This window comes from Streptomyces sp. NPDC017676, from assembly GCF_044329325.1.
GTDB lineage: Bacteria > Actinomycetota > Actinomycetes > Streptomycetales > Streptomycetaceae > Streptomyces.
In genome coordinates, this window is the sequence record NZ_JBIRJA010000009.1 from 286624 (window position 1) to 298903 (window position 12280).

Below are 12280 nucleotides of genomic sequence, written 5' to 3' on the forward strand. Positions count from 1 at the left end.
AGGCTGGAGCATGAGCATCTGGTGGTCACTCCATCTGCGGCGCGAGGCCGCCAGCGTGCCGCTCGCCCGGCGGCTGCTGATCGGCACGATGGAGACGGCGGGGGTCGACCCGGAGATCTCCTACGACCTGTCCGTCGCCCTGAGCGAGGCCTGCGCGAACGCCGTCGAGCACGGCGGGGACGCCGCCCGCGGTGGCTCGGAGGCGTACCGGGTGACCGCCTACCTCGACGGCGAGAAGTGCCGTATCGAAGTGACCGACTCCGGTCCCGGCTTCGCGCGCCCGCAGGACCCCCGGCCGGCCCGCCCCGACGCCGAGCACGGCCGCGGCCTCTGTCTCATCCGCGAACTGGCCGACCACGTCCACATCGGCGCGAAACCCGGCCGGGGCGGGACGGTGGTCAGCTTCGACAAGATCCTCAAATGGCGGAAGGACCCGTCCCTCCTCACGGCCTAGCGGACGCCCTGCCGGTGCCGCCGAGCTGTCCGAGGACCTTCGCCAGGGTCTCCAGGGCCTCCGGGTACAGCCGCTCCCTGGGGGTTCCGTAGCCGACGACCAGGCCCTGGGGCCGTCCGGGGCCCGGGGTGTGCCAGTGGTCGCCGAGCGCGCCCAGCGCCAGGCCCTCCGCCGCCGCGCGGTCCAGGACCGCGGCCTCGTCCGGCACCTCGATCAGCGCGTGCAGCCCGGCCGCGATCCCGCGCACGCTGCGGCGCGCCCCCAGCCGGTCCAGCAGCTGGTCCCGGCGCCGCCGGTAGCGCAGCCGGCACGCGCGCACATGGCGGTCGTAGGCGTGGCTGTCGATCAGCTCGGCGAGCGCGAGCTGGCCGATGGTCTCGGTGTGGTGGTCGCTGTGCAGCTTGGCGTCGGCGACCGCGTCGACCAGGTGCGGTGGCAGCACCATCCAGCCGAGCCGCAGCGCCGGGCCCAGGGTCTTGGAGGCGGTGCCCAGGTACACCACCTGGCCCGGTGCCATCCCCTGGACCGCGCCCACGGGCTGGCGGTCGTAACGGAACTCGCCGTCGTAGTCGTCCTCCACGATCAGCCCGCCGCACGCGCGTGCCCAGTCGGTGAGCGCCCGGCGCCGCTCGGGGTGCAGGGTGACCCCGGTCGGGTACTGGTGGGCCGGCGTGACCACCACGGCCGCCGCCCCGCCCAGCTCCTCGGGGCGTACCCCGCGCGCGTCGACCGGCACCGGCAGGACCGTTCCGCCGTTGTGCCGCACCACCTCCCGGTGGAAGGGCAGCCCCGGGTCCTCCATGGCGACGGCGGCGCCGTCCAGCACCCGTGTGAGCAGCGCCAGGCCCTGTACGTAGCCGGAGGTGATGACGATCCGCTCCGGCGGCGCCAGCACCCCGCGCGCCCGCCCCAGGTAGCCGGAGAGCGCGGTGCGCAGCTCGATCCGGCCGCGCGGGTCGCCGTAGTCGTACGCCAGCGAGGGCGCCGTCGCGATGGCGCGGCGCAGCGCGCGCAGCCAGGCCGCCGCCGGGAACGCGCCGACGTCCGGGCTGCCGGGACGCAGGTCGAGACGCGGCGCACGCGCGCGCGTGTCCGTCCCCGGCTCCTCCGCCTGCACGGCCGGCAGCTCGGCGACCCGGGTGCCCGAACCCTGCCGTGCCGTCAGATACCCCTCGGCGACGAGCTGGTCGTAGGCGGCCTTCGCGGTGCCGCGCGAGATACCGAGGTCGGCCGCGAGCCGCCGGGTGGCGGGCAGCCGGGTGCCGGGCGCGAGCCGCCCGTCCCGTACGGCGTCCCTGAGGGCCCGTTCGAGCCCGACCCGCCGCCCGTCGGCCGAGTCGGGTTCGAGATGCAGGTCCACACCGACGCCCGACCAGAAGTCGTCCACGTTTCCACCCCCGTCACTGCACGCGCCCCGACGGGGGCGCGGGAAACTGCGCGACCGGCCACGGCTCCACCCGCAGACGACATGGCCGGGCACCTCTCCGGTGCCCGGCCATTCAAACGCAGATCAGCCCTTCAGAGAGGCCATCCACGATTCGACCTCGTCCGACCGCCGCGGCAGCGCGGCGCTCAGGTTCCGGTTGCCGTCCTCGGTCACGAGGATGTCGTCCTCGATCCGGACGCCGATGCCCCGGTACTCCTCCGGCACGGTCAGGTCGTCGGCCTGGAAGTACAGCCCCGGCTCGACGGTGAGCACCATGCCCGGCTCCAGCGTGCCGTCCACGTACGTCTCGGTCCGCGCGGCGGCGCAGTCGTGGACGTCCATGCCGAGCATGTGCCCGGTGCCGTGCAGGGTCCAGCGGCGCTGGAGGCCCAGCTCCAGGACCCGCTCGACCGGGCCCTCGACCAGGCCCCACTCGACGAGCCTCTCGGCCAGCACGCGCTGCGCGGCGTCGTGGAAGTCGCGGTACTTGGCGCCCGGCTGCACGGCCGCGATACCGGCCTCCTGGGCCTCGTACACGGCGTCGTAGATCTTCTTCTGGATCTCGCTGTACGTGCCGTTGACCGGCAGCGTGCGCGTGACGTCGGCGGTGTAGAGGGTGTGGGTCTCCACGCCCGCGTCCAGCAGCAGCAGGTCGCCGGAGCGGACGGGGCCGTCGTTGCGGACCCAGTGCAGGGTGCAGGCGTGCGGGCCGGCCGCGCAGATGGAGCCGTAGCCGACGTCGTTTCCCTCCACGCGCGCACGGAGGAAGAACGTGCCCTCGATGTAGCGCTCGCTCGTCGCCTCGGCCTTGTCGAGGACCTTGACGACGTCCTCGAAGCCGCGGACCGTCGAGTCGACGGCCTTCTGCAGCTCGCCGATCTCGAACTCGTCCTTGACGAGACGGGCCTCGGAGAGGAAGACGCGCAGCTCCTCGTCGCGCTCGGCGGTGACCTTGTCGGTGAGGGCCGCCTCGATGCCGGCGTCGTGGCCGCGCACCACGCGGACCGGGCCGGTGGCCTCGCGGAGCTTGTCGGCCAGCTCGCGCACGTCGGCGGCCGGGATGCCGTACAGCGCCTCGGACTCGGTGAGGGAGTGCCGGCGGCCGACCCACAGCTCGCCCTGGCCGGAGAGCCAGAACTCGCCGTTCTCGCGGTCGGAGCGCGGCAGCAGGTAGAGGGTGGCCTCGTGGCCGTCGCCCCTGGGCTCCAGCACCAGGACGCCGTCCTCGGTCTGGTTGCCGGTGAGGTACGCGTACTCGACGGAGGCGCGGAAGGGGTACTCGGTGTCGTTCGAGCGGGTCTTCAGGTTGCCCGCCGGGATCACCAGGCGCTCGCCCGGGAAGCGGGCGGAGAGCGCGGCACGGCGGCGCGCGGTCTCCGCGGCCTGCGGGATCGGCTCCAGGTCACGCAGCTCCGTGTCGGCCCAGCCGGACTTCATGTTCTCGGCAAGCTCGTCGGAGACGCCCGGGTACAGGCCGTTCTTCCGCTGCTTGACGGTCTCCTCGGCCTCGGTCTCCGGGCCCTCCGCGGTAGCGGAGTCGGGGACAGCCGGGTTGAGCTCGTCGGACACGTGATCCTCCTCGATACGCCAGTGATCTCCCCCGGGGCCCGCGACGCTCCTGCTTGTGGCCGAGCGGGGACCACCATCATCGTACGGTCGTACCGGGAGCGGACGGGGGCGGATGACCTGTTATGCCCGGTCATGCCAGCCGCGCGGAGCGTGCGGCTCAGTCGAAGCGGGCCGCCAGCAGGACCACGTCCTCCTCGCTGTCGGCCGCGTCCAGGCCGTCCGGCAGGACCGCCCGCAGGACGTGGTCGGCGACGGCCCCCGGATCCTGCCGCACCGCGCGCGGGACGCCCGCGGCGGCGGCGTGCAGCCGGGCGAAGGCCCGGTCCATCGGGTCGCCGGTACGGTGCAGCAGCCCGTCGGTGTAGAGCAGGACCGTCTCCCCGGCCTCCGCCTGGATCTCCACGCTGGGCGCCTCCCAGCAGGCGAGCATGCCGAGCGGCGCGGAGACGGAGGTCTCGGCGAACTCCGTGCGCCGCTCGCCGGTCAGCAGCGGCGGGCTGTGCCCGGCACCGGCCAGGGTGACCTTGCGCACGGCGGGCTCGCAGTAGGCGAACAGGGCGGTGGCCGAGCGGGCCGGCTCGGTCAGCCGCAGCAGCAGCTCCAGGTCGGACAGGACGGCGACCGGGTCCTCGCCCTCCATCACGGCGTACGCGCGCAGGGAGGCGCGCAGCCGTCCCATGGCGGCCACCGCGCTCGGCCCGGAGCCGGTGACCGAGCCGACCGAGAGGCCGAGGGCGGCCTCCGGCAGCGGCAGGGCGTCGTACCAGTCACCGCCGCCGCGCGGGCCCGCGCGGTGCCGGGCGGCGAGCTGGACGCCGGCCACCCGGGGCAGCCGGGCGGGCAGCAGTTCCTCGGTGAGGGCCGCCACGCACGCGCGTGTGCGCTCCACCTCCAGCAGCCGGGCGAGGTGCTCGGTGGCGTGCCGGACGTACAGGCCCACGAGGTGGCGCCGGCGCTCGTGCGGCTCGGCCGGTTCGTCGTAGAGCCAGACGACGGCGCCGAGGCGGCCCGCGGACTCGGTGGCGAGCGGGAGGGCGTAGCTGGCGGCGTAGCCGAGGCGGGCGGCCACCTCGCGGTGGCGCGGGTCCAGGCCCTCCTCGGCGAACAGGTCCGGGTGGACGATCTCGGCGGCGCCGCGGGTGTCGTACGGCAGGGCGCCGCGCGGCACGGTCTCGATGTGACCGAGGTCGGCGCGGCCGAGACCGAGGCCGAGGGTGGTGCGGGGCCCGTCGCCGTCGCCGGGCTCCAGGACGGCCAGGCCGCGGCGGGCGCCGACCAGGGCGGCGCCGGCGCGCAGGAGTTCGTGCAGGGCGGGGTCGAGGGCGCTGGTGCGCGAGAGGCGCTCGGTGAGTTCGTGGAGGGTCGTGAGATCGGAGACCCAGCCGGCCAGCCGGTCCTGGAGCAGGGTGCCGGGGGCCGGGCTGTGCGGCGCGGGGACCGCGGGAGCGGGGCCGGAGGTGGGGGAGGCGGGGGAGGCGGGTGCGGCAGTGTGGGCGGGTGTGGAGACCGTGGGATCGATTCCAGCCACTTTCGGAGGGTGCGGGGCGTTCATGGCGTCCGGCCTTCAGACCGGTGCGTATTGCTGAAAAGCATCGCAAACCCCCATGTCATTCTGCGCCGCTAGCAGTGTCTCCACATGTACACGCACTCGTAAGGGGATGTCCAGCATTGTCCTGCGGGGATTCCTGGTGTCCATGAGGTTGGTGAGGGTTTTCCTCGAACCCCTTGCCTTACTGCCAAGTTGGCTCAAAACTGCCTTAGGTATCGGTTCATTGCGGTCGACTGGCCTTGCTCCACGGAGCGTCACAGCGGTCGTGATGGGTACGTACTCGGAGAAGGCCAGGGGTGGTTGGGGGCCACCCGGAACCTGGCGACGGACCCGGGCGTCATAGCCACCGACGGCCGAGCCCCATCCTCCCGTGGCGGAGGCGGAGAGAAATACGCGCGACGGCAAAACGCCAGACTTCGCCACCCCCACGCCGCAGCCGTGCTTTTGATAGACGCACTATGGACGCGGACGCGGCCAACGCTCGACCCCCTGGGGTTCCCCCTGCCGTGCGCGGGGGTGTGATGCGCCAACAGGTACGCCCAGTGAAGTGATCGACACATGGTGTGATGTGGCCCACGGTGTTGCCAGCGGTGCAACGGAAAGGAACGAGCGCTCATGCGCGAGATCCTCGGAAGGCGACGCAGGCTTCTGTCCAGGCGGAACGACGGGAGGCCTGAACTGATCGGCGCAGCCCTGACCTTCGCGACGCAATGGCAGTGGCCGGTGCTCCCCGGTGTGGCGCCGGACCCGCAGGGACGGGCCCGCTGCGCCTGCCCCGACCCCGAGTGCACGGTGCCCGGTGCGCACCCCTTCGACCCCGGCCTGCTCGCCGCCACCACCGACGAGCGCATGGTGCGCTGGTGGTGGACCAACCGGCCGGCCGCCCCGGTCGTCCTGGCCACCGGAGGCAAGGCGCCCTGCGCGGTCAGCCTGCCGGCGCTCGCCGCCTCCCGCGCCCTCGCCCTGCTCGACCGGCGCGGCATGCGGCTCGGGCCGGTGGTCGCCTCGCCCACCCGCTGGGCGCTGCTCGTCAAGCCGTACTCCATGGAGCAACTCGGCGAACTGCTCTACGCCAAGGACTTCGTCCCCGGCTCCCTGCGCTTCCACGGCGAGGGCGGTTATCTCGCGCTGCCCCCGTCCGAGACCGGCCAGGGCGCCGTCCGCTGGGAGCGCGCGCCGCTGCCCGGCTCCGCCGCGCCCTGGGTGCCCGATGTGGAGGCCGTCGTGGACGCCGTGGTCGACGCCCTCACTCGTACGGGTGTGAGCGCGCCCGAGTTGTAAGGGTGTCGGGCGCGGGCGGGGCGGGTGAGCCCCGCTCGCTCGTTATCGTCCGCATATGCAGCGTCAACCCGGCGGCCACCGCGCCCCACGGCCGCACCGCGGCCGGCGGAACCACCGAAAGCCCGAGCCCCGCCAACTCCGTCTGCTCGCCCTCGCGGGCTTCGTGGCGGCCATGGTCGCGCTGCCGCTGGCCGTGGCCTCCGCGCGGCAGGCGGGCGACGCCGGCCGGGCCGCCGTACCGGCCGCCCCCCGCGGTGACGCCACGACCCGCCCGGACACCGGCAGCCGCTCCCCCCGCCTGCTCGGCCTCGGGCTCGCCACCGCCGCCCGCTGCGGCCCCGAACTCACCTCGCCCGACGGCATCGAGGCGCAGACCTGTGTGCTGACGCAGGGCGAGGACACCTGGGCGCGCGCCTACTACCGCAACGCCACCGGCCGGTCGCTGGACTCCGTGCTGAGCCTGATGGGCCCGGGCGACCGGACCGTCCAGATCCGCTGTGCCACCGGGACCGACGACGAGCCCGCCACCTGTGAGACTCCGCGCGAGCGCAGCCGGGGCGGACCGGACGTCTACACGGCCGTCTCCGAGTTCGCCGAGCGCGGCCCTGACGGGGCACTGCTGCTCCGCTCCGGCAGCAACTCCTGAGCGCCCGGGGAGAATTGGTGGCTTGGTGCGCGCCGCCCGCCGTACGCGGGCATGGAAAGACCCGGTTGCTGGCGACGGGGGATGCACCAGCAACCGGGCTACTGGAACGGTAACAAGAGATCGGCGGTTCGCAAATTCCGGGTTGGCTATTCGGACACCGATTGCCCTGTCGGCACCGGGAGTTGTGACGCGAGTCACCTGCCGCGCGGTCCGCTGCCACGGCTGACCGACCGGTCAGCCGTGAACATCCGCGCGCGGGGCGTCAGCTCAGCGTGACCTGCCGGTTGGTCAGGCCGCCGCGCGCCCGGCGCTCCTCCGGAGTCAGCGGCTCCTGGACCGCGAGGGCGGCGGCGAGGCGCTCGGCGAACTCGGCGGCCGGCTTCTCCACGTCCTCCGCGGTGACCCCGGTCGGCAGGTCCCAGACCGGCACGATGAGGCCGTGAGCACGGAAGGAGCCCACGAGCCGGGTGCCCTCGCCGAGGCTGGACCGGCCCGCCGCGTGCAACCGCGCGAGGGCGTCCAGAAGCTGCTCCTCCGGGTGGGGCATGACCCAGCGAAGGTGGTTCTTCTCCGGGGTCTCGCACCAGTACGCGGCGTCCACACCGGACAGCTTCACGGTCGGGATGGCGGCGGCGTTGGCCCGCTCCAGGGAGGCGGCCACCTCCGGCGTGGCGTTCTCCGCGTCCGGCACCCAGAACTCGAAGCCGCTGTGCACGACCGGTTCGAACGCGCCCTCCGGGTCGAGCAGATCCTGTAGGCGCGGCCCCTCGGCGGGGGCCCGGCGGCCCTGCACCGGGGTGCCCGGCGCGGCCTCCAGCGCGCGCAGCAGCGTGTCGGCGAGGTCGCGGCTGATGTCGCCGGACGCCGTGTCGTTCTGCAGGCCGATCAGCACCGAGCCGTCGTCGCGGCGCAGCGCGGGCCAGGCCATCGGCAGCACGGTGGCCAGGGTGACCGACGGAACGCCCTCGGGCAGGCCGCCGCGCAGGGTCAGCCCTGCCGTCGCGGCCGGGACCAGCTCGCGCAGCGCGACCCAGTCGCACTCGCCCGGCAGTCCCTCGAACGGGCGCTGCACCAGCTCGGTCGCGGCGTGCGCGGCCGCCCGGCCGTGGCAGGCCTTGTAGCGCCGGCCGCTGCCGCAGGGGCAGGGTTCACGGGCGCCGACAACCGGGATCTCCCCGTCGATCAGCTGCGGCTTGACCTTCGTCTGGGGTCGCTTTTTGGCCATGGTGGGTGTCTCCCGGTTACGGCTCTTCTCGTACGTCCGGAGCCTAGCCGTTCCGACCATGGCCGACGGGAACCTGTGGACAACGCACGCGCGCTCGACGCCGGTGGGTGAATCCACGGGTGGCGGACGGGGGGGCGCCGCCCTGGTTCAGTCCAGGTCGTCGAACACGTCGCCGAAGTCGAGCCCGGACAGCTCGGGCAGCGGCGCGGAGCGGGTGACGCGCGTAGCGAAAGCCTCGCGGCGGCATCCGGCGTCGGGATCGTGGACGTCCTCGTGGACCAGCGCCCAGACCGTCACCTCGCCCTGGACGTCGTCCCGGACGCCCCAGTCGTCGGCGAGGGCCGTGATGATGTTCAGCCCGCGACCGCCGTGCGCGGTCACCGAGGGAGTGGCCGGCGCCGGGCGGGTCGGGCCGCCGCCGTCCGTGACCTCCACGACGAGCCGCCCGCGCGCGTCGACCCGCCAGGCGGCGCGGACGTCCCCGTCCCCGGCCGGCGCGTCCCCCAGGGGCCGCCCGTGCTTGCAGGCGTTGCTCAACAGTTCGGAAAGGATCAGTACGGCGTCGTCGATGACCGCTTCGGACACACCACCGCTGCGCAGCTGCGCCCGCATCCGGTGCCGCGCCTTGCCCACGCCCGCAGGGCCATGGGGTACGGCCATGCTCGACGACGTGGGCACCTCCTGTGCCACCACCAACGCCACCCCCGAGACCTCCTTCGCCCCACGCCATGGGGTGGATGCCCTCTCGGCCTGTACCGGAAACCGGCCAATCCTCTTCCGGTGACGCATTCGACACGGGCGGACACGCAGCGAACGCGCCGGGGCACGCCCAGTGACGGGCCCGCACGGGCGTGGCGGGCACGGGCCGGCTCAGCGGCCCAGTCGCCGCAGCACCGCGCGCGGGCGGTTGGTGATGATGGCGTCGACGCCCAGCCCGACACAGAGATCGACGTCCTCGGGTTCGTTCACGGTCCACACGTGGACCTGGTGACCGGCCCGTTTCAGCCGCTCCACATAGGCGGGGTGACTGCGCACGATACGGATCGAGGGCCCCGCGATGCCCACGCCGACGGGCAGCCGTCCGTCGCGCAGCCGGGGCGAGACGAACTGCATCAGGTACACCGTCGGCAGCGTCGGCGCCACGGCCCGCACCCGGTGCAGCGAACGCGCCGAGAAGCTCATGACCCGGACCGGCGACTCGGCGGCGGACGCCGGCGCGTCCAGCCCGAACCGTTTCAGCAGGGCCAGCAGCCGCTCCTCGACCTGCCCCGCCCAGCGCGTGGGGTGCTTGGTCTCGATGGCCAGCTCCACCCGCCGTCCGGCGTCCGCGACCAGCTCCAGCAGCCGCTCCAGGGTGAGCACGGAGGTCTCCTCGCGGTCCTCCGGCCGGTGCTCCCAGTCGGGTTCCTCGTCCCGCCCGCGCCAGGCCTCGCGCGTCTTCCAGGAGCCGAAGTCGAGGGCGGCCAGATCGGCCAGTTCCAGCGCGGACACCGCGCCGCGGCCGTTGGAGGTACGGTTCACCCGCCGGTCGTGGACGCAGACCAGATGGCCGTCCGCGGTCAGCCGTACGTCGCACTCCAGGGCGTCCGCGCCGTCCTCGATGGCCTTCCGGTAGGCGGCGAGGGTGTGTTCGGGTGCGTCCTCCGAGGCGCCGCGGTGGGCGACGACCTGGAGGGAGTGCTGTCGTGCGTGGGTCACCGCGCCATGGTGCCACCGCCGCCGGGTACACGGGGCGGCGCGGGCCCCGTCCCCGCGACGCACGGGGGGCATGCGGCATGCACGTTACAAAACCTTTGCTCGAAAGATCCTATATAAACCTATATAAAGACGGCTGCCGGACCCACAGCCACCGCTTATGGTGCTCTGACGGCCCGTGGGAAAAGCTGACTGCAGACCAGTGCGACCGACGACACCAGGCTTGGATCGAGGAGAAGACCTGTGAGCACCGAGAACGAGGGCAACGCGGTACCCCCGGCGCCGTCCGCACCTCCCGTGCCGATGGCCTCTCCCGCCGCTTCCCCGCAGGGCCCCGCGCCCGAGGGGAACGCGCCGACGGCCCCGCTCCCGCCCGAGGCCCCGGCGGCCTCCGCCACGGCCGGCCACGGTCCCGCGCACCAGCCCGGCCCGGCCCCCGACGGCTCCTGGCCGCCCCCGCCGCCGGGTCCCCCGGCCTACGCCGACGGCGGCTCCGGCGCCGCGGGCACCGGGTGGGGGAGCACCTACCAGCAGCCCGCTCCCAAGCCGCGCGGCGGTCGCGGCGGGCTGGTCGCGGCCGTCCTGGTGGCCGCGCTGGTGGCGGGCGGCCTGGGCGGCGGCCTCGGCTACACCCTGGCCAAGGACCGGGACGACCGCGGCTCCACCACCGTCTCCGCGTCCGACGCCGGCGCCACGCAGGTCAAGCGCGCGCCGGGGACGATCGCCAACGTGGCCGCCAAGGCGCTGCCCAGCACGGTGACCATCGAGGCGGAGAGCACCAACGGCGAGGGCGGGGTGGGCACCGGGTTCGTCTTCGACACCCAGGGTCACATCGTCACCAACAACCACGTGGTGGCGGACGCGGTGGACGGCGGCAAGCTGACGGCCACCTTCCCGAACGGCAAGAAGTACGACGCCGAGATCGTCGGCCACGCGGAGGGCTACGACGTCGCGGTCATCAAGCTGAAGAACGCCCCCTCCGACCTCAAGCCGCTCACCCTCGGTGACTCCGACAAGGTGGCCGTCGGTGACGAGACCATCGCCATCGGTGCCCCCTTCCGCCTGTCCAACACGGTCACGACGGGCATCATCAGCGCCAAGAACCGCCCGGTGGCCTCCAGTGACGGCAGCTCCAGCAGCAAGGCGTCGTACATGAGCGCCCTGCAGACCGACGCGTCCATCAACCCCGGTAATTCCGGCGGCCCGCTGCTGGACGCCTCCGGCGCGGTCATCGGCATCAACTCCGCGATCCAGTCCACCGGCAGCGGCGGCTTCGGCACCGGCCAGTCCGGCTCGATCGGCCTGGGCTTCGCCATCCCGATCAACCAGGCCAAGTACGTCGCCCAGCAGCTGATCAAGACCGGCAAGCCGGTGTACGCGCGCATCGGCGCGTCCGTCTCCCTGCAGGACTCCAGTGACGGCGCGCAGATCACCGACCAGGGCACGGGCGGCTCCGCCGCGGTCGAGACGGGCGGTCCGGCGGACAAGGCCGGACTCAAGCCCGGTGACGTCATCACCAAGCTCGACGACCACGTGATCGACAGCGGACCGACCCTCATCGGCGAGATCTGGACCCACAAGCCGGGCGACAAGGTGACGGTCACCTACAAGCGGGGCGGCCAGGAGCACACGGTGGAACTGACGCTGGGTTCCCGGGTGGGCGACAACTGACCCACGGGGGCCATGCCCCACCCCACCGCCTTCGCGCGGGCCAGCGTAGGTACTGGTCAGAAGGGGTGTCTCTCGAAGAGAGGCACCCCTTCTGCATGGGGTCCGTCTCACCTTGATCCGGCTCTCTCGCGTTGTGGATCAGTGCACGTGGACCGGGCGTGGAGCACCGTTGCGAGACAAACAGCAGGTCAGCGCCTGGTTCTTCATGGTGGAGCCGGTTTCTCCCGGCTTCTTCGGCGCCCAGCTGGGAGCTCGGGTGGCGTCCTTGAAATCGGCCGACCTCATCAGAACCCGCCAGTCCTCCTTGCCCGCATCGCCGTCGAGCCGAACGGTGAACTCTTTGACCTGGTGGGTGTCATGGAAGTACAGGACCACGACTTGGCGTTCTGAACCGTCGTCATAGAAGTCGCCTGTCACTTTGCCGCGGGCGCCGGCTCCGAAGCCCTTGATCCAGTTCTCGGCGGTCTTTCGGGCTACCGCTTCGCTGCTGTCGTTGGTCGCCAGCTTGCGGAGCTCAGCCGTCTTGCCGTCGGCGATGTCCCACACCAGCTCTTGCATCACCAGCAAAGAGCCGGTGGAGGGATAGCCGACCACGTGCAACGGTCCGTGGTCGGCGTACGCCTGCTCGTAGGACGAGCCCGGTCCTGTGGCATCAGCAGAGCTGCTGCCGAGAACAGCACATCCAGATGTCAGCAACACCGCTGCTGCCATCCATCCGGCCGCCGCATGGCTATGCTTCAACCCGGGCATCTCACGTTCCTTGC

The 12280-nt window shown here is 72.9% G+C and carries 11 protein-coding genes; 4 read left to right on the top strand and 7 right to left on the bottom strand.

All coding sequences use genetic code 11. From position 1 onward, the window contains the following. The first annotated feature begins 10 nt into the window (after positions 1-10). Positions 11-454 carry an ATP-binding protein gene (locus tag ACH4LD_RS21700; RefSeq protein ID WP_398054892.1) on the top strand — a complete coding sequence of 148 codons (444 nt, stop codon included), beginning with the start codon at positions 11-13 and terminating at the stop codon, positions 452-454. Here the strand turns inward: ACH4LD_RS21700 and ACH4LD_RS21705 are convergent. From ACH4LD_RS21705 to ACH4LD_RS21715, 3 genes are all read right to left on the bottom strand, one after another. Next, positions 444-1841 (bottom strand): PLP-dependent aminotransferase family protein, encoded by a 1398-nt coding sequence (locus tag ACH4LD_RS21705; RefSeq protein ID WP_398054893.1) that lies wholly within the window; start codon positions 1839-1841, stop codon positions 444-446. The genes ACH4LD_RS21700 and ACH4LD_RS21705 overlap by 11 nt on opposite strands. A gap of 123 nt (positions 1842-1964) precedes the next feature. Beyond that, on the bottom strand, positions 1965-3449 hold the full coding sequence (locus tag ACH4LD_RS21710; protein ID WP_398054894.1) for an aminopeptidase P family protein: 1485 nt from the start codon (positions 3447-3449) through the stop codon (positions 1965-1967). 157 nt (positions 3450-3606) lie between these two features. After that, positions 3607-5001, bottom strand: a complete 1395-nt coding sequence (locus ACH4LD_RS21715) for a PP2C family protein-serine/threonine phosphatase (RefSeq protein ID WP_398054895.1) — start codon at positions 4999-5001, stop codon at positions 3607-3609. 612 nt (positions 5002-5613) lie between these two features. On the opposite strand from ACH4LD_RS21715, the gene ACH4LD_RS21720 reads away from it, so the two are divergent. Together ACH4LD_RS21720 and ACH4LD_RS21725 are read left to right on the top strand one after the other, a co-directional pair. Next, on the top strand, positions 5614-6279 hold the full coding sequence (locus ACH4LD_RS21720; protein WP_398054896.1) for a bifunctional DNA primase/polymerase: 666 nt from the start codon (positions 5614-5616) through the stop codon (positions 6277-6279). Positions 6280-6451: 172 nt separating this feature from the next. Then, a complete protein-coding gene (locus ACH4LD_RS21725; protein WP_398054984.1) occupies positions 6452-6925 on the top strand; it encodes a hypothetical protein in 474 nt (157 codons plus the stop codon). A gap of 262 nt (positions 6926-7187) precedes the next feature. Here the strand turns inward: ACH4LD_RS21725 and ACH4LD_RS21730 are convergent, their stop codons facing one another. From ACH4LD_RS21730 to ACH4LD_RS21740, 3 genes are all read right to left on the bottom strand, one after another. Continuing rightward, positions 7188-8150: a DUF5926 family protein gene (locus tag ACH4LD_RS21730; RefSeq protein ID WP_398054897.1), complete on the bottom strand. Its 963-nt coding sequence runs from the start codon at positions 8148-8150 to the stop codon at positions 7188-7190. A 147-nt stretch (positions 8151-8297) separates the two neighbouring features. After that, a complete protein-coding gene (locus ACH4LD_RS21735) occupies positions 8298-8939 on the bottom strand; it encodes an ATP-binding protein (protein WP_398054898.1) in 642 nt (213 codons plus the stop codon). Positions 8940-9020: 81 nt separating this feature from the next. Continuing rightward, positions 9021-9848, bottom strand: a complete 828-nt coding sequence (locus ACH4LD_RS21740; protein ID WP_132784940.1) for a glycerophosphodiester phosphodiesterase — start codon at positions 9846-9848, stop codon at positions 9021-9023. A gap of 240 nt (positions 9849-10088) precedes the next feature. Here ACH4LD_RS21740 and ACH4LD_RS21745 point away from each other — a divergent pair, with 240 nt between their 5' ends. Beyond that, a complete protein-coding gene (locus ACH4LD_RS21745; protein WP_398054899.1) occupies positions 10089-11516 on the top strand; it encodes a S1C family serine protease in 1428 nt (475 codons plus the stop codon). Positions 11517-11654: 138 nt separating this feature from the next. Here the strand turns inward: ACH4LD_RS21745 and ACH4LD_RS21750 are convergent, their stop codons facing one another. Further along, positions 11655-12266: a hypothetical protein gene (locus ACH4LD_RS21750; RefSeq protein WP_398054900.1), complete on the bottom strand. Its 612-nt coding sequence runs from the start codon at positions 12264-12266 to the stop codon at positions 11655-11657. Between the last annotated feature and the right edge of the window lie 14 nt (positions 12267-12280).